Consider the following 16,291-nt stretch of genomic DNA (forward strand, 5'->3'; position numbering starts at 1 on the left):
GACTCGTGGGGAATCAGGAGTATTCTTCGGTAGTCATCTCTCGCGTGCCATTGATTACGCGGCGAGAAGACTGTGTTGCGGAAAGAAGCTACGTCAACAGCCGAAAAAACATAACACAACGAAAATTAGCGACCGCAAAAACCAAGGTTATATATGCTGGTTTTTGTCAAGCTTAGAAAGCCATGAATTACAACAAATTTGTCCAAACTTAATGCCACGTAACCACAACAGCACTGGCAGTGCTGTTGTGGTTACAGCGGAACGGCGCACAGGTAGTTTTACGCCACCAAACGTCACTCATGTTGTCGTAAATCGCTCACGCCTTACCACCTGATCCAGCTTTCCGACGAGGTCTTCGGCGCGCAGGTGCGTATAGCGCTTGAGCATCTGCATCGACTTGTGGCCACTGATTGCCGACACCTCCTGGTCGCTCAGGCCTGCCTCCACCAAGCGGCTGACCGCCTCATGGCGCAGGTCGTGGAAGTGCAAGTCGGCAAGGCCCAAGTCCTTCTTGATGCCGTTCCACACCTTCTTGTAGTTGTACGGGTGGCGTTGCCCATCGCGCCCCGGTTCGCCGAAGAACAACAGGCTGCAGTCGCGCGGCCGCAGCGAGTAGGCAAGAACCTCCTGGAAGACCTTCGTCGCAGCTCGGGTCAGCGGTACCGTGCGCGCGGAATCGTTCTTGGTGTCCGACAGCCGGACGATGCGGCGCTTGATGTCCACCTGGGCGCGATGCAGCCCAAGAATCTCGCCGGAACGCATGCCAGTCTCCACAGCGATGCGCACGATCCACTCCAGCATCGGGTTTGAGTGGGCGTCCACGGCAGCCATCAACGCGTGCTCCTCGGCCTCGCTCAAGCGCCTGTTGCGCCCTTCGGCCGGCTTGGGCTTGCGCACGAGCGCGACCGGGTTCTGCGCCAGGCCAAGCCGCCATTCCCGGATGGCCGTCGTGAACAGGTGGCCAAGCAAGGCAAGTTCAAGGCGTACGGTCGAAGCGGACAGTAGGCGGGGAGGCGCGCCCTTGGACTTGGCTGCCGGCTGCAGCGGCGTCACCAGCCGTTCGTCTCGATAGCGCGCAACCAGATCGGGCGTGATGGCCGCGAGGGAATACTTGCCGAAGAAGGCGCGTAGCGGCTTCGCCCGCTCTATCTCGGTCTGCTGGGTGGCTGGCTTCTTGGTCGGCGTGACTTCGGATAGGTAGCGCTCCAGCGCGACGGCCAGCGTCAGGCGCTCCGACGCGCCACGCTCGATGTACACGCCACGCACCATCTCGTCCTCGGTGCGGCGTGCCCAGTCCTTGGCGTCGCGCTGGGTGCGGAAAGTCTTGGCCGTGGTCGGCCATCCCTGCTTGCGGATGACGGCCTTCCACGTGTCCGAAGGTGTTCGCACAATCGTTGCCATGAGGTGCTCCAGTATCGGCGGTGTACCGAAACTGTACCTTTGGGCAAATCACAGAGTCGAATGCTGACGCGCTGAAATTTCTGCCGTCGCCAGAAAAGCAAAGGCCAGCAATGATTTGCTGGCCTTTGAAAGATGGCGCCCGATGTTGGACTCGAACCAACGACCCCCTGATTAACAGTCAAGTGCTCTAACCAGCTGAGCTAATCGGGCGGGGTGAGTTGCGTAGTTTGCTGAGTACGCCGCGGGCTGTCAAGCGGCCGAAACCTCGGTCCGCACGCGATAGCACGGCACGTAGGCCGTCCCGCCGGGCAGCTTCATGCGGTGCTGCACGACGAAGGCCTGCAGCAGGTCGTCGAGGGCGCGCATGATCTCGGGGTCGCCGTCGATGTCGAAGGGGCCGTGCTGCTCGATCGCGCGCACGCCCTCCTCCTTCACGTTGCCCGCCACGATGCCCGAGAAGGCGCGGCGCAGGTCCGCGGCGAGTTCGTGCCGCGGCCGGCCGGGGTGGATCGCCAGCGCGCTCATCGCGGCGTGGGTCGGGCGGAACGGCAGCTGGAAGGCGAACGGGATGTTCAAGGCCCAGTTGAAGAAGAACGCATCCTTGGTATCCAGGCGATGGTTGCGCACCTTCTCCACGCCGCGGACCATCGCCCGCGCCACCGCGGCCGGGTCCTCGATGATGATCTGGTAGTACTGCGCCACTTCCTCGCCCAGCGTGAGCCGCAGGAACCGGTCGATCTGCTCGAAATAGGCGGCCGACTGGCTGGGGCCGGTGAAGACCAGCGGGAACGGCACGCCCTCGTTGTCCGGATGCAGCAGGATGCCGAGCAGGTAGAGGATCTCCTCCGCCGTGCCCACGCCGCCCGGGAACACCACGATGCCGTGGCCGGTGCGCACGAAGGCCTCCAGGCGCTTCTCGATGTCCGGCATGATCACCAGCTGGTTGACGATCGGATTCGGCGACTCGGCCGCGATGATGCCCGGCTCGGTGATGCCGATGTAGCGGTTGTGCGGGTGGCGCTGCTTGGCATGGGCGATGGTCGCGCCCTTCATCGGGCCCTTCATCGCGCCCGGGCCGCAGCCGGTGCAGATGTCCATGCCGCGCAGGCCGAGCTGGTAGCCGACCTGCTTGGTGTATTCGTATTCGTCGCGCGAGATCGAGTGGCCACCCCAGCAGACGATCAGGTTGGGGTCGACCTGTGGCTTCAAGATGCGCGCGTTGCGCAGGATCTCGAACACGGCATGGGTGATGCCCACCGAGTCGGCCAGGTCGAAGCTGCCCTGCTCGAGCTGGGTGGCCACGTAGACGATGTCGCGCACCACCGCCACCAGCAGCTCGTTGATGCCGCGGATGATCTGCCCGTCCACGAAGGCCTGCGCGGGCGCGTGGGTCAGCTCGATCTTGATGCCGCGGTCCTGCTGCAGCACCTGGATGTCGAAATCCGGGTACAGCTCGAACATCGAGCGCGGGTCGTCGTTGATGCTGCCCGAGGTCAGCACCGCCAGCGCGCAGCGGCGCAGCAGGCCGTGCAGACCCGAGCCGCTGGCATCGCGCAGGCGCACCACCTCGTTGCGGGAAAGAATGTCCAGCCCGCCGGCGGGCGAGATGCGCGCGCTGGCGGTGCGGCCGCCGGCCTGTCCGGCGCCATGCTTGTTCATCGGGTCTCCTTGGACCGCCTCGCGCGGCCCGGGTCGTTCGTCATCGAATCAGTCGCCTAGCTTCCCGCGCCCTGCCCGAGGCGGTCAAGCACGCCCGCGCCGGGCCAAGAAAAAACCGGCGCCCTCGCGGACGCCGGTCGATTTCCTTCGCGAGCTGCCCGCAGGGGCTCAGAAGGTGTAGCGCAGGGTGAGCATCGCCGACCAGCGCGACACCACGTTGGTCTTGATGTCGCGGCCCGCGTCGTAGACCACCTTGGTGCCCGGCTGGTAGTTGCCGGCGGCATCGGTCGGCAGGCCGTAGATGTACTTGCCGGTCACCGGGTTCACGCCCTGGTAGGTCGCCAGGTTGCGGGTGTACGGGAACGGCACGTAGCTCTGCTGCCCCCAGTTCTTGTCCAGCATGTTGAGGAAGTTGTAGATGTCCAGGCGGATCTCGCCCTTGTTGCCCTTGAAGATGCCGGGCACTTCCTGGCTGAAGCTGAGGTCGAGCTGGTTGGTCCAGGCCGATTTGCCCTTGTTGCGCTTGGCCACCTGGCCCTGGTGGTGCTTCAGGTAGTCGTCGTGCTGGATGTAGTCGTAGAACTGGTCGATGGCCGTCTGCGACACGCCGCGCTGGAACTCGACGTCACCCGGGCGAGGGATGTAGACCAGGTCGCGGCTGTAGCTGTCGCCGTTGGCGTCGTTGCCGAACACCCAGCTGTACGGCTGGCCGGTCTGGCCGTTGTAGAACGCGCTGACAGTGGTGGCGTAGTTGCCGAAGAAGGCATGCGACCAGGCGATCGAGGCGTTCACGCGGCGCGTGGTGGCGTAGTTCGCCGTGCTCGACACGTTCTCGTTCGGGTTCACCCACACGCTGTTGCTGAAGTTGGACGTGGCCTGGCTCGAGGTGCCGGGGTTCACTTCCTTCGCGTTGGCGAAGGTCACGCCCAGGCTGGCCGCCCACTCGTCGGCGAAGGGCTTCTTCAGCGACAGGGTCAGCGCGTTCGAGCTGCCCTTCTTGGTGTTGGTCAGCAGTGTGGAGTTGACCGAGAAGCGTGGATCGGCATTGTTGCGCGGGTTGTTGCCGGTGACGCCGCCGAACGGGTTGCGGTAATAGCTGTAGCGGCCGTCGGGCAGCACGCCGGTCGGCGCGCCGATGTTGAGGTTCTGGTACCAGATCGCGTTGCGCACCTGGATGTGCTCGTATTCCACCGACCCGACGATGCCGAGCCACGGCAACTCGCGGTCGAAGGCCAGGCTCGACTTCCACACCGACGGCAGCTGGAAGTCGGGATCGATGGTGTCCACCGCCATCTGGGTAGTGCGCGGCGGCGGCACGTTCTGGCCGAACGGGTCGGGGCTGAAGGCCGGAAAGTTGGTGCCCGCACCGACCGGCGCATTGTTGAGGTTGCGCACCTGGTAGGTCGCCACCGTCAGGCCGTTGTTCTGGTACGGGTTGGTCATCCACACCGTCGGCGGGTTGGACTGGAACAGGCCCACGCCGCCGCGCAGCTGCATCGCGCGCTCGCTGTTGAAGGTGTAGTTGAACGACAGGCGCGGCTCGACCAGCGAGCTGCCGTTGACCGTGCTGTCGTTGCGGAAGCCGTAGGCCTGGTTGAAGGTCGCGTTGTAGACCGGCTTGTCGTTGGTGGAATAGCGGTTCACGCGGAAGCCGTACTGCAGCGAGAGCTGGTCGGTGACCTGCCAGGTGTCCTGCAGGAAGGCGCTGTAGCGGCGCAGCTTCCACTGGGCCGCCACGTCGTCCAGCGCGTAGCCGTTGCCCGGGCGGTACAGGTCGTACTGGTTGTAGACGCCCCGGGCGAAGTTGTCGATGCCCCAGAACGTGTAGGCGCCGAACTGCGTGCGGCCGAACAGGTTGTAGATCTTGTCCTGCTGGAAGTCGATGCCGCCCTTCACGGTGTGGTCGCCCAGGTACAGCGTGGCGGCCGAGAACAGGCTCCAGGTCTTGGTGGCGATCGCGTTGTAGTCGCTGAACTGGTCTTCGCCCAGGTCCACGAACGGGCCCGCGCCGTTGAGGCGGCCGGTGTTGTCTCGGCCCAGGTTGATGAACACCTGCGGCTGCTGCCACGGCACCGTGCGCACCTGCGAGAAGTCCTTGTAGCCGATCTTCGTCTCGGTGGAGAGCACGTCGTTCCAGTCGTCGAAGAACTGCAGCGAGTAGTTCTTGGTGTCGCTGTTCTTGGTGTACCAGTAGCTGGTCAGGCCGATGGCGTTGTTGCTGTTGCCCTGCACGACCGGCTGGGTTTCCTTCGTGCGCTGGTAGCTGAAGGTGGCGCGGTGGTTATCGGTGATGTTCCAGTCGAGCTTGGCCAGGTAGCGCTTGCTCTCCAGGTCCACGCCGCCGCCGCTGAAGTCGCCCGGATGCAGGCCGAGGTTGTTGGCCGCGGTGATGATCCGCTGCAGGTCGCTGGGCGAGATCTTGTTGCTGGTCGAGGCGCCGGTCAGCGACGAGTCGAGGCCGTTGGCCGAGTCGTTGCCCAGGCCAATGGTCTTCTCCTTCTCGTAGCTGACGAAGAAGAACAGCTTGTCCTTGACGATCGGACCGCCGACGGTGGCGCCGCCGGTCCAGTCGCGGGCATAGCCGCGGTACTCGCGGTTGCGGTCCAACCAGCCGGCGTCGCCGACCATCTTGCCGGCGTTGCGGTAGGCGTAATAGACCGAGCCGTGGAACTCGTTGGTGCCGCTCTTGGTGACCGCGTTGACGTCGGCGCCGACGGTGTCGGAGGTGGTGTCGAAGTTGGCGGTGGAGATGTTGTACTCGGCGATGGTGTCCACCGAGACAGGCGAGCCGATGTACGGCATGCCGTTGGAGTTCAGGCCGAAGGGATCGCCCACGCCCACGCCGTCCACGCTGATCTTGTTGTAGCGGCTGTTCTGGCCCATGGCGGAGATCGAGCCGTCGCCGCGATCGGTGATCACGATGCGCGGGTCGAGGCGCACGATGTCCTGGATCGAGCGGCCCGGCGACGGCGCCAGGCGCAGATCGCGGCCGGAGACGTTGGTGGCCAGGCCCTTGTTGTCGGAATTGAAGGTCTGCAGCTGGGCATTGCCGGTCACGGTGATGCTGCCCAGGTTGGTCGCCGCCTGCTGGGCAGCCGCGCCCATGGTGAGGTTGACCGCGGTGTCGGCGGCGAGCTGCAGGTAGACCTCGTGCTGCACGGCCTGGGTTTCACCGGCCTTGGTGGCGGTGACGTCGAACGGGCCGCCCACGCGCAGGCCCTGCGCGGAATAGCGGCCGCTGGCGTCGGTGGTGGTGATCTTGGTGGTGCCCGAGGGCTCATGCACGATCTGCACGGTGGCGCCGGCCACCGGCTTGCCGGCGGCGTCCAGCACGCGGCCGCTGATCGACGAGGAAGTGTCCTGTGCCAGCGCAGGCGTGGCCAACAGCGTGGCGATGGCCAGCGGCAGCAGTTTCGCGTGAATACGGTTCTTCATTGAACATCCACCCCTCAAGTTCGGAAATAAAAACGGCAACGAGCACCCGGCACCGGGCTCGACCAGGAACGCATGCAACTGATTCCCCTTGGTTTAGTGCGGGACGGAGGGCTTGGCCCTCGCAAATTGTCCGCGCAGCTTAGCGGCAGCTTATTACAAATTCGTAACTATTGGCGACAAGGTGTCGCAACTTTTTGCTGCGTCGCAGCTCACGGTCCGGGGAGGCCGTGCCGGGACATATCCGCGCGGCCGGACCCCTACCCGGCGGGATGCAGCCGGCCAAAAAAAGACCCCCGGCGACGGGCGCCGGGGGTCTCCCTGCCCGGGCGGGCAGGCGGTTGCGGGCTGGCTAGGTGCTTAGAAGAACGAAGCGCCGAAGGTGACCATGTAGGTGCGGTCCTGCAGCACCTGGTAGTACGGCGAGGCCGCGTACAGCTGGCTGCCGTTCGAGTCGTAGGTGGCGCCGCCCTCGGGCGACAGGAAGGTGCCCGTGCTGCCCACGAAGGTGAAGGCCTTGCGGTTGAGCAGGTTGGAGACGTTGAACTTCACGTAGGGCTTGGTCAGCGCGCCGAAGTCGTGGAACTTCCAGCCCGTGTTGAGGTTGAGCGTGGTGTAGCCGCCCACCTTCTCGGTGTTCGACCAGTCGCCCCACACCGGGCCGCGGTACTTGGCGTTCAAGCTCGCCCACAGCGGCCCGTGGTTGTACTGCACGCTGACGAAGCCCAGGTTGCGCGGCGTGTTGAACAGCGTCTTGCCGCGGGTGTTGTAGATGCCCGGCACCGTCACCTTCTTGCCGTTGACGATCTGCGTGCCTTCGCCCGCGACCTCCAGATTGGTCTGCAGGCGTGCCTGGACGTAGTTGTAGTTGGCGTAGACCTTCCAGTCGTCGGAGATCTGGTAGGCGCCCTCCAGGCTCACGCCGCGCATGTGCACCTTGGGCACCGCCTGGTACACGGTCAGGCCGGTGGCCTGGTCATAGCCGGACACCTGCTTGTTGTTGAAGTTGGAGCCATACACGTCCACGTTGGCCGACAGGCGCTCGCCGTAGAAGCGCCAGCCCAGGTCGGCGGTGATCGCGGACTCGGGCTTGGTCGCCGACTGGTTGCCGGCGCCGAGGATGCTGGTGTTGAGCGAGCCGTTGATCGGCGCGCGGAAGGTCTTGCCGCCGCCGAAGTAGAACTGGTTCTTCTCGTCCAGCTGGAACTTCACGCCCACCGTCGGCGTGACCTTGTGGTAGGTGGCCGAGACCTGGCTGCCGTACTGGCCGATCGAGCTCGGCGCCTCGATGATGTAGCCGCTGCGCTTCACCCACAGATAGGCCAGGCTTGCGGTGAAGGTCCACTTGTCGGTCGGCGTCCAGGTATCGGTGACGAAGCCCTTGCGCGTGTCGGTGGTGGTGTACTGGTCGTAGGACTTCTGGGTGCCGCCGTTGGGGTAGCGGATCACGTAGTCGCTGCCCCAGTTGTCGGCCGGCACGCTGCTGGAGGGGTCGATCGGCGAGTACGCCTGGCCCTGCTGCTGGCGGGGCTTCTCGTACCACACGCCGTATTCGAGGCTGTTGTTGTCGGTCAGGTCCTGGTTGAACTTGACCACCACGCCCGGGCGGTAAGTGTAGGAGTAGCTCAGCGCATAGACCGGCGCACAGCCGGACCGGGTACAGCCGACCACGCCGTCGCCGTTCAGATCCTGGTCCAGGTACTTGAACCTGTACTGGTCGGCCGGGTTGGCCGACTCGGTGAAAGTGGTGGTCGAACCGCCGCCGCCGCTGCCGTACTGGAAGTACGGCACCACCGACAGGTGCAGGCTGTCGCTCAGCGTGAACTCGCCGTCCAGGCTGGCCAGGTAGCTCTTGAACGGGTTGGTGTGCAGCTTCCAGTAGCTGGTGTTGATCGCGCCGGTCGCGGTGTGCGGGTTCGACGAGTAGCTCTGGAAGTAGTCGCGCGCCGCATCGGCCTTGCCCAGGCCGTAGTAGGAATTCTTGAACTCGCGGTTGTACTGGATGGAGGCCGAGATCGAGTTGCGGTCGTCGATGGTCCACACCGACTTGGCGTCGGCCTTGCTGATCTTCATGTGGCCCTGGCCTCGCCAGAAGTTGGCCTCGTTGTTCGAGTAGGAGAGCCAGGAGCGCACCGGCCCGGTGTCGCCGGTGTTCAGGCGCACGAAGGTTCGGTGGTAGCTGTTGCTGCCGAACGACTGCGTGGCATCCACGCCGGCCTTGTGCGACGGATCGATGGTGACCCAGGCGATGGAGCCGCCGGCCGCGCCCATCACCGGCATCGAGGAGTCGGGGTAGCCCTGGGTGACGGTGATGTCGCCCATGTTCTCGGTGTCGCCGTACTCCGAGGAATAGACCCTGTAGTTGCCGCTATCGTTGATCGGCGCGCCGTTGACCGTGGCGCCGATCTCGTCGCTGGTGTAGCCGCGGATGCTGTAGCTGCCGTCGTTCAGGCCGGTGACGTCGTCGGTCGCCGCGTTGACGCCCGGGATGCTCTCGATCGCCTGCACGAAGGTGGCGCCGGGCGCGCCCTGCTGGATCGCCTCGCGGGTCACCGTCGACACCGCCTTGGGCGCGTCCTGCACGGTCATGTAGCCGCCGCCGCGGTTGAGCGTATCGGCGCTCACGCTCATGCCCTGCAGCTGCTGCGCGCGGCGGGTGTCGTTGGAGCTGGTGGTGTTGGAGGTGCTGGACACGCTGGCACGGGGTGCCGCCTTCTGCGTCGCCCCCTGGTCGGCGGATTGCGCCACCGCTGCGCCACTGCCGCACAGCGCCAGAATGATCATGGCCGGCAAATAACTACGTTTCATTGGCATCCCCGTAAATTCTTGTCGTAAGAGATTTCGCTTTTCCCAAGCAAATACATGCCTTGCCGGCGAATTCGCCAGCGAAGGCATGTGCTGTCTTTTCCCCTGTGCGCGTTACGCGGTCGCCGGGGCGGCGAAGTTCGCTATCGATGCATGACCCGACGGTCACTCTAAACGCGACTTCATGACAAATCTAGCGCAAATTTCACATTCATTCCGCAGTGCGGAAAGTCACGGTTTGCGTTTCTGCCCGGCCTGGCAGGCCGGGATATGCATGTTCTTGCCGCACTGCCGAATGCCATCGAGAGGTGCCGCGCGGCAGGAAATCGCTGCACGGCGAGCGGCGCTGCGGCCGCCCAGGCGGTGCGCGCGGCCGCAGCGATCGCGCCATGCTGCGAGAGGGATCACGGATGACAACCCCACCGCCCACGAAGGCAAGGGCCGCACGCCGACCTTCATCGGGCAAAACGCAATGGGAGGCAGGCGGACACCCGCCTGCCCGAAACCTAGGCGGGCTTGCCGAGGTAGCGCGCCCGCTTGGCCGGCTTGAGCATGCCCAGGTCCAGCATCACCAGGCCGTCGACGCAGCCGGAAAAGCCGGGGTCCTCGCCGAAGTCGAGGAACTGCACGCCCTCGGGCTGCACCAGGTCCACGTACTGGCGATAGAGCACCGGCAGGCTCACGCCGAGCGCGTCGAGGTGATGCTTGAGCTTGCCCAGGCCCGCGGCCGGGTCGAGCCCGTCGAGCGACTGGCGCACCAGCTCCAGCACGTCGGCGGACACCACGAACGGCTGGCGCGCGGCGGCGAGGCCGGGGGCACCGAAATAATGCTGGTGGGCCGCGGCGATCCACTCCCGCGCCTCGCGCGGCAGGCTCACCGACATGCTGACCGGGCCGAACAGGTAGCGGATCTCCGGATGCCGCTGCAGGTACAGGCCGATGCCCTGCCACAGCTGGTCCAGCGCCCGCGAGCGCCAGTACGCCGGCGCGATGAAGCTGCGCCCCAGCTCCAGCCCCTGCGCCAGCCGCGATTCCAGCGCCGGCGAGTAGCTGAAGAGGCTGGAGGTGTAGAGCCCCGCCATGCCGCGCTCGGCGATCAGCCGTCCGCCATGGCCGAAGCGGTAGGCACCGACGATGCGCTGCGGCTGCGGGTCCCACAGCAGCAGGTGCTCGTAATGCGGATCGTAGGCGTCCAGGTCGCGGCGCGTGTTGGTGCCCTCGCCCACCTTGCGGAAGGTGAGCTCGCGCAGGCGCCCGATCTCGCGCAGCACCGGGCCGTCGGCCGCGCCCTTGTACAGGATGGCCTGCTTGCCGTCGTTGAGGTCCGCGAGCTTCTCGCCCCGCCCCAGCAGTTCCGCGGCGACGAGTTCGGGCGGCTCGGGATGGGCCAGCGGCGTCTGCCCGCCGAAGATCAGGCCGCGCCGGCGACCGACGCGGTAGACGTGCCGGCGCATCAGCTTCGCCGCCTGCTCGGCGGAGCCGCCGCTGCGCTGAGCCAGCTCTTCCGCGCCGATCAGCGCGCCCACCGAGAAGCCGATCCGCCGCGTCGCCGGCGTCGCCGCCTCGCGTGGCAGCATGGCCGTGCTGAGCGGCTTGGCCAGCATCGACAGGCCGTAGAACATCGCCGAGTTGCGCGCCGCGATATGCACCGGCAGCACCGGCACCTTGCCGCGCAGCGCGAGCCGGGCGAAGCCGTCGGACCAGCCCCCGTCGCGTACCCCGCCGGGCCGCATGCGCGAGACCTCGCCCGCCGGGAAGACCACCAGCGCCTCGCCGTTGTCCAGCGCGCGGTAGAGGTTGCGCATGCGCGAGGCCGCGCCCTTGCCGAACACGTCCACCGGCAGTAGCAGGCGGCGCAGCGGCTCGAGGGCGTTCAGCCAGTCGTTGCCGAGGATGCGCACGTCCGGGCGCACGGAACCGACCAGATCCATCAGCGCCAGCGCATCGACGATGCCGAGCGGATGGTTGGCCACCACCAGCAGCGGCCCCTCGACCGGGATGTTCTCGCGCTCGGACTCGCTCACGCGATAACTGACGCCGAGCACGTCGAGTCCATGCCGCACGAACTCGAGGCCGTCGTAACGGCTGGCCAGGCCGAAGGCGCGGTTGAAGCCCGCCTCGTCCGCCAGACGCCCCAGCATGCCGGCCATCTGCCGGCGGATCACCGGGTGTTGCGCCAGCCACGGCAGGCGCTCGACAAGTGTCTGTTCGACACTAAGCATGACCGCTTTCTCCTGATGCTCCGTCCATGCTGGTGGGCAATTATGACAGCCGGGTGATGACTGCGGCAGATTCTTGCGACGGCCGCCCGGTCAGGGCGACGCCTTCAGGAAGGCTTCCACGCCGCCCATGAACATCTGCACCGACAGCGCGATCAGCAGCATGCCCATCACGCGCTCCAGCGCGGTCAGCACGCTCTCGCCCAGCCAGCGGAAGAGATAGGTGGAGCTGAGCAGGATCACCGAGGTGGCCAGCCACGCCAGCAGCAGCGCCAGCGCCCAGTCCGCGGTGCGGCCGGGCGAACTGTTGGTCAGCAGCAACAGCGCGGCCATCGCCGAGGGGCCGGCCACGCCGGGGATCGCCATCGGCACGATGAAGGGCTCGCCGCCCTCGGCCTTGCCGAAGATGCCGCCCTCGACCGGGGGGAACACCATGCGGATGCCGATCAGAAACAGCACGATGCCGCCGGCGATGCTGATCGACTCCTGCTTGAGCTGCAGCAGGTGCAGGATGTGCTGGCCGCCGATCAGGAACACCAGCAGCACGCCCAGCGCGATCACCAGCTCGCGCACCATCACCAGGCGGCGGCGGCTGGGCGGCACGTCCTTGAGCAGGCTGAGGAAGAGCGGGATGTTGCCGAGCGGGTCCATGATCAGGAACAGCAGGATTCCCGCCGACAGCGTGGTCATCTGCGTTTCCATCAGGCGCGTTCCGTGGTGGCGTTGGGAATGGGCGGCATCATCGGCTCAAGCCGCCCGCAAATCGAGGGCCGCGCCGCGCGCCGCCGCGCCCGCGGCCGAGAGCAGGTAGAGCGCGGCCGCAGCCGCCTCGTCGGGCAACGGCTGCAACAGCGTGTCTTCGCCGAAATAGGCTTCGCGCCGCAGGGCAGTGCGCATCGGCGCCGGCAGCAGCGCGTGCACGCGCACCGGGCCGCGCTCGGTCTCCTGATGCAGGGTTTCCGCCAGGCGTTCGAGCGCGGCCTTGGAGACCCCGTAGGCGCCCCAGTGCGCCCGCGCGAGCAGGGCCGGATCGTCGAGCACGAACACCACCGCGCCGCCCTCGCCCTGCTGCAACAGCGGCAGGCAGGCCTGGGTGAGCGCGAACGGCGCCGACACGTTGACGTGCAGGGTGCGCAGCCAGTCGTCCGGCTTGTGCATGGCGAGCGGCGTCAGGCCGGTGAAGCAGGCCGCCGCGTGCACGATGCCGTCGAGCCGGCCAAGCTCGCGCTGCAACCCGTCGGCCAGCGCCGCGTAGTCGGTCGGCGTCGCCTGTTCCAGGTCGAGCGGATGGATCACCGGCTCGGGCAGGCCCTCCGCGCGCATCGCGTCGTAGAGCTGCTCCAGCTGCCGCGTGCGGCGGCCGGCCAGCACCACCGTGGCGCCGGCCCGCGCCGCAGCCAGCGCCACCGCGCGCCCGAGACCGCCGTAGGCGCCGGTGACCAGGACCACGCGACCGGCCAGCAGCCCGGCCGCCGGTGACCAGCCCGGCGGCAGTCGGACGAGGGGAAGGCTCATCCGTGCGCCTGGCTCGCCACGTCGGCGACCATGCGCGCCAGCTCGCCGGCCGAGTTCAGATCCTCGATCACGTCGCAGCCGCCGATCAACTCGCCCTGGATGAAAAGCTGCGGGAAGGTCGGCCAGTTGGAGAAGTGCGGCAGCGCGGCCCGCACCTCCGGATCGGCCAGCACGTTCACCGCGTGGTAGTCCGCGCCGGCCTCCTCGAGCGCCTGCACCGCGCGACTGGAGAAGCCGCACATCGGATACTTCGGCGTGCCCTTCATGAAGAGCACGACGGGATGCTCGACCAGCACCGCCTTGATTCGCTCGTTGACGTCCATAACTTGGAATTCATCACTACAATGCAGCCGGGACGCAATAGTGTATCAGCGCCCCCGGCCCGCCCCGCGCGGCGCGGCGCCGGGCACCCGGTTTTCCTCAGCCAACGCCCAGGAGTCACCACATGGCGATCGAACTCCCCCCCTTGCCGTACGAGAAGAATGCGCTCGAACCGCACATCTCCGCCGAAACGCTGGAGTACCACTACGGCAAGCACCATCAGGCCTACGTCACCAATCTCAACAACCTGATCAAGGGCACCGAGCTTGAGAACGCCTCCCTGGAGGACATCATCAAGGCCTCTTCCGGCGGCGTCTTCAACAACGCCGCGCAGGTGTGGAACCACACCTTCTACTGGAACTCGCTGAGCCCCAAGGGCGGCGGCGCCCCCACCGGCAAGCTGGCCGACGCGATCGACAAGGCCTTCGGCTCGTTCGAGAAGTTCAAGGAGGAGTTCACCAAGTCCGCGGTGGGCAACTTCGGTTCCGGCTGGACCTGGCTGGTGCAGCGCCCCGACGGTTCGCTGGGCATCGTCAACACCTCCAACGCCGCCACGCCGATCACCGGCAGCGACAAGCCGCTGTTCACCACCGACGTGTGGGAGCACGCCTACTACATCGACTACCGCAACGCCCGCCCGAAATACATCGAGGCGTTCTGGAACCTGGTGAACTGGGAATTCGCGGCCGGCAACCTGGCCTGATCCTCCCCGCCTCGCCGACAAAAAACCCCGGATCGCTCCGGGGTTTTTTCATGGCGGCTGTCCGCCACGCGCCGTTCGCGCAGGCCACTCAGCCGCGCAGCACATCCAGCGCCGGCTGCGCCTGCGGCAACCGACCCAGCGCGAGCGCGACCTCCTCCACCCGCGCGGCCAGCTGGCCTGCCCCGTCGGCGCAGACGGTGGCATGCCCCACCTTGCGCCCCGCGCGCGGCGCCTTGCCGTAGTCGTGCCAGTGTGCGTCCGCCACGCGCAGCAGCGGCACCGGGTCCGGCAGTTCGCCGATCCAGTTGAACATGGCCGACGCGCCGCGCGCCGCCGTGTCGCCGAGCGGCAGGCCGAGCACGGCCCGCACGTGGTTCTCGAACTGGCTGGCGACCGCCCCCTCGATGGTCCAGTGGCCGGAGTTGTGCACGCGCGGCGCCATCTCGTTGCCGAGCAGGCGCCCGTCCTTGACGAACAGCTCCAGCGCGAACACGCCCACGTAGTCGAGCCGCTCGGCCAGGGTACGGGCATGGGCGGCGGCCTGCTCCTGCAGGCCGTCGATGTCCGGCGCCGGCGCGAGGCTCAGGCTCAGCACGCCGTCGACGTGCCAGTTGCGGGTCAGCGGCCAGGTGCGCAGCTCGCCGCCCTGGCCGCGCACGGCCAGCACCGACAGCTCGCGCTCGAACGGCACGAAGGCCTCCAGGATCAGGCCGTGTTCGGCCGCCGCCGCGCCCAGCGCGTCCCAGGCGGCGTCGGCGTCGGCCGGCGTGCGCAGGCGGAACTGACCCTTGCCGTCGTAGCCCAGGCGGCGGGTCTTCAAAATCGCCGGCGCGCCGATCGCGCCGAGGGCGAAATCCAGCGCCTCGCGCGTCGCCACCGGCATGAAGGCCGGCGTGTCGAGGCCGCAGTCGCGGAACAGGGTCTTCTCGCTCAGCCGATCCTGCGCCACCGCCAGCGCCTGCGGGTTGGGCGCCGCCGGCACGCGCTCGGCCAGCCACTGCGCGGTGGCCGCGGGCACGTTCTCGAAGTCGAAGGTGACCGCATCGACCTCGCGCGCGAAGGCCTCCAGCGCGGCGTGGTCGTCCCACGCGGCGACGCGCAGCGGCGCAACCTGGCCGGCGCAGGCGTCGGCCGCGACGTCGAAGGCCACGGTCTTCACGCCCAGTGGCGCGGCAGCCAGGGCCAGCATGCGCGCCAGCTGGCCGCCGCCCAGCACGCCCAGCACGGGCTGGCGACGAGCGCTCACGCGCGCGGGTCCGGCTGGTCGAGCACGCTCTGCGTCTGGCGCGCGCGGTAGGCGTCCAGCGCGGCGGCGACGGCGTCATCGTGCAGCGCCAGCACGGCGGCGGCGAGCAGGCCGGCGTTCACCGCACCGGCGCGGCCGATGGCGAGCGTGCCGACCGGGATGCCGGCCGGCATCTGCGCGATCGACAGCAGCGAGTCCATGCCATTGAGCGCCTTGGACTGCACCGGCACGCCGAACACCGGCAGCCGGGTCTTGGCCGCCAGCATGCCTGGCAGGTGCGCCGCGCCGCCGGCGCCGGCGACGATCACCTGGATGCCGCGCCCCGGCGCCTCCTCCGCGTAGCGGAACAGCAGGTCCGGCGTGCGGTGCGCCGAGACCACCTGCACCTCGTGCGGCACGCCGAGCGTGCCCAGCACCTCGGCGGCATGCGCCATGGTCTCCCAGTCCGAGCGCGAGCCCATCACGATGCCCACGCGAGGCGGATTGGCTGTCGAGGTCATGGTCCGGCCTTCCCAAAAGGGTTATTGTAAAGTCTTTCCGCACTCCGGCACGACCCGTTATCCGATGGACAAGCGCCTGCTCGACATCCTGTGCTGCCCGGTCAGCAAGACCCCGGTCCGCCTGCTCGCCAAGGCCGAGCTCGATGCGCTGAATTCGGCCATCGAACAGAGCCAGGTCGATACCGTGGCCGGCACGCCCGTGCGCCAGCGCGTGGCCGAGGGCCTGATCACGGTGGACCGCAAGCTGATCTACCGGATCGACGACGGCATTCCGGTGATGCTGCCGGAGGAAGGCATCGGCACCGTGCAGTTGCGCGAGTTTCCGGTGAACTGAATGGAGCTCGTCCCGGCGCCGACGGCCGGACCGCCCGATTGCATGGCGACATCAGGGATGATCGACACGGTGTCAGGCATCGCGGACATGACATGAGCGGACTTCTCACTTATCGTCGGGGGCTATACGGTCGATCCGGTCGCGGTATCCCGCGGC

Annotated in this window: 13 protein-coding genes and 1 tRNA gene; 3 read left to right on the forward strand and 11 right to left on the reverse strand. The window is 67.1% G+C overall.

Annotated features, from left to right (window positions below; translation table 11 throughout):
- Window positions 1-334: hypothetical protein (locus tag ACH65_RS20765; protein ID WP_237561459.1), on the forward strand; the 334-nt coding region annotated here is incomplete at its 5' end.
- Here the strand turns inward: ACH65_RS20765 and ACH65_RS06280 are convergent.
- The 9 genes from ACH65_RS06280 to grxD all read right to left on the reverse strand — a co-directional run bounded on the left by ACH65_RS06280 (window position 298) and on the right by grxD (window position 13,354).
- Window positions 298-1,401, reverse strand: coding sequence for a site-specific integrase (locus tag ACH65_RS06280; RefSeq protein WP_049621735.1), 1,104 nt, complete (start codon window positions 1,399-1,401; stop codon window positions 298-300). The genes ACH65_RS20765 and ACH65_RS06280 overlap by 37 nt on opposite strands.
- Window positions 1,402-1,534: 133 nt before the next feature.
- Window positions 1,535-1,611: transfer RNA gene (locus tag ACH65_RS06285), tRNA-Asn, on the reverse strand.
- A gap of 39 nt (window positions 1,612-1,650) precedes the next feature.
- A complete protein-coding gene (gene ppnN / locus ACH65_RS06290; RefSeq protein WP_049621736.1) occupies window positions 1,651-3,060 on the reverse strand; it encodes a nucleotide 5'-monophosphate nucleosidase PpnN in 1,410 nt (469 codons plus the stop codon).
- Window positions 3,061-3,228: 168 nt separating this feature from the next.
- The gene (locus ACH65_RS06295; RefSeq protein WP_049621737.1) at window positions 3,229-6,495 is read right to left on the reverse strand and encodes a TonB-dependent receptor; all 3,267 of its coding nucleotides are present in this window, start codon (window positions 6,493-6,495) and stop codon (window positions 3,229-3,231) included.
- A 357-nt stretch (window positions 6,496-6,852) separates the two neighbouring features.
- Complete coding sequence (locus ACH65_RS06300; protein ID WP_049621738.1) at window positions 6,853-9,300, reverse strand: TonB-dependent receptor; 2,448 nt, start codon at window positions 9,298-9,300, stop codon at window positions 6,853-6,855.
- A 503-nt stretch (window positions 9,301-9,803) separates the two neighbouring features.
- Window positions 9,804-11,519, reverse strand: a complete 1,716-nt coding sequence (olsF, locus tag ACH65_RS06305; protein WP_049621739.1) for a bifunctional ornithine lipid synthase OlsF — start codon at window positions 11,517-11,519, stop codon at window positions 9,804-9,806.
- 90 nt (window positions 11,520-11,609) lie between these two features.
- A complete protein-coding gene (locus ACH65_RS06310) occupies window positions 11,610-12,206 on the reverse strand; it encodes a YhgN family NAAT transporter (protein ID WP_049621852.1) in 597 nt (198 codons plus the stop codon).
- 57 nt (window positions 12,207-12,263) lie between these two features.
- A complete protein-coding gene (locus tag ACH65_RS06315) occupies window positions 12,264-13,031 on the reverse strand; it encodes an SDR family NAD(P)-dependent oxidoreductase (protein ID WP_049621740.1) in 768 nt (255 codons plus the stop codon).
- Complete coding sequence (gene grxD, locus ACH65_RS06320; protein WP_049621741.1) at window positions 13,028-13,354, reverse strand: Grx4 family monothiol glutaredoxin; 327 nt, start codon at window positions 13,352-13,354, stop codon at window positions 13,028-13,030. The genes ACH65_RS06315 and grxD overlap by 4 nt, the downstream gene beginning before the upstream one ends.
- Window positions 13,355-13,476: 122 nt before the next feature.
- On the opposite strand from grxD, the gene sodB reads away from it, so the two are divergent.
- Window positions 13,477-14,055: a superoxide dismutase [Fe] gene (sodB, locus tag ACH65_RS06325; protein ID WP_049621742.1), complete on the forward strand. Its 579-nt coding sequence runs from the start codon at window positions 13,477-13,479 to the stop codon at window positions 14,053-14,055.
- Between the two features lie 88 nt (window positions 14,056-14,143).
- Here the strand turns inward: sodB and ACH65_RS06330 are convergent, their stop codons facing one another.
- A complete protein-coding gene (locus ACH65_RS06330) occupies window positions 14,144-15,301 on the reverse strand; it encodes a 5-(carboxyamino)imidazole ribonucleotide synthase (protein WP_082190172.1) in 1,158 nt (385 codons plus the stop codon).
- A complete protein-coding gene (gene purE, locus ACH65_RS06335; protein WP_049621743.1) occupies window positions 15,298-15,801 on the reverse strand; it encodes a 5-(carboxyamino)imidazole ribonucleotide mutase in 504 nt (167 codons plus the stop codon). Before purE ends, ACH65_RS06330 begins: the two co-directional genes overlap by 4 nt.
- Window positions 15,802-15,865: 64 nt before the next feature.
- Here purE and ACH65_RS06340 point away from each other — a divergent pair, with 64 nt between their 5' ends.
- Window positions 15,866-16,135, forward strand: coding sequence for a Trm112 family protein (locus tag ACH65_RS06340; RefSeq protein WP_049621744.1), 270 nt, complete (start codon window positions 15,866-15,868; stop codon window positions 16,133-16,135).
- Window positions 16,136-16,291: the final 156 nt, after the last annotated feature.

The organism is Frateuria defendens, from assembly GCF_001182895.1.
Lineage (GTDB): Bacteria > Pseudomonadota > Gammaproteobacteria > Xanthomonadales > Rhodanobacteraceae > Frateuria_B > Frateuria_B defendens.

What these genes read in the sequence shown, in the direction of transcription:
- ppnN (WP_049621736.1), bottom strand. Translation starts at nt 3,060, where the DNA reads ATGAACAAGCATGGCGCCGGACAGGCCGGCGGCCGCACCGCCAGCGCG.
- ACH65_RS06280 (WP_049621735.1), bottom strand. Translation starts at nt 1,401, where the DNA reads ATGGCAACGATTGTGCGAACACCTTCGGACACGTGGAAGGCCGTCATC.
- grxD (WP_049621741.1), bottom strand. Translation starts at nt 13,354, where the DNA reads ATGGACGTCAACGAGCGAATCAAGGCGGTGCTGGTCGAGCATCCCGTC.
- ACH65_RS06300 (WP_049621738.1), bottom strand. Translation starts at nt 9,300, where the DNA reads ATGAAACGTAGTTATTTGCCGGCCATGATCATTCTGGCGCTGTGCGGC.
- ACH65_RS06315 (WP_049621740.1), bottom strand. Translation starts at nt 13,031, where the DNA reads ATGAGCCTTCCCCTCGTCCGACTGCCGCCGGGCTGGTCACCGGCGGCC.
- ACH65_RS06340 (WP_049621744.1), top strand. Translation starts at nt 15,866, where the DNA reads ATGGACAAGCGCCTGCTCGACATCCTGTGCTGCCCGGTCAGCAAGACC.
- olsF (WP_049621739.1), bottom strand. Translation starts at nt 11,519, where the DNA reads ATGCTTAGTGTCGAACAGACACTTGTCGAGCGCCTGCCGTGGCTGGCG.
- sodB (WP_049621742.1), top strand. Translation starts at nt 13,477, where the DNA reads ATGGCGATCGAACTCCCCCCCTTGCCGTACGAGAAGAATGCGCTCGAA.
- purE (WP_049621743.1), bottom strand. Translation starts at nt 15,801, where the DNA reads ATGACCTCGACAGCCAATCCGCCTCGCGTGGGCATCGTGATGGGCTCG.
- ACH65_RS06310 (WP_049621852.1), bottom strand. Translation starts at nt 12,206, where the DNA reads ATGACCACGCTGTCGGCGGGAATCCTGCTGTTCCTGATCATGGACCCG.
- ACH65_RS06295 (WP_049621737.1), bottom strand. Translation starts at nt 6,495, where the DNA reads ATGAAGAACCGTATTCACGCGAAACTGCTGCCGCTGGCCATCGCCACG.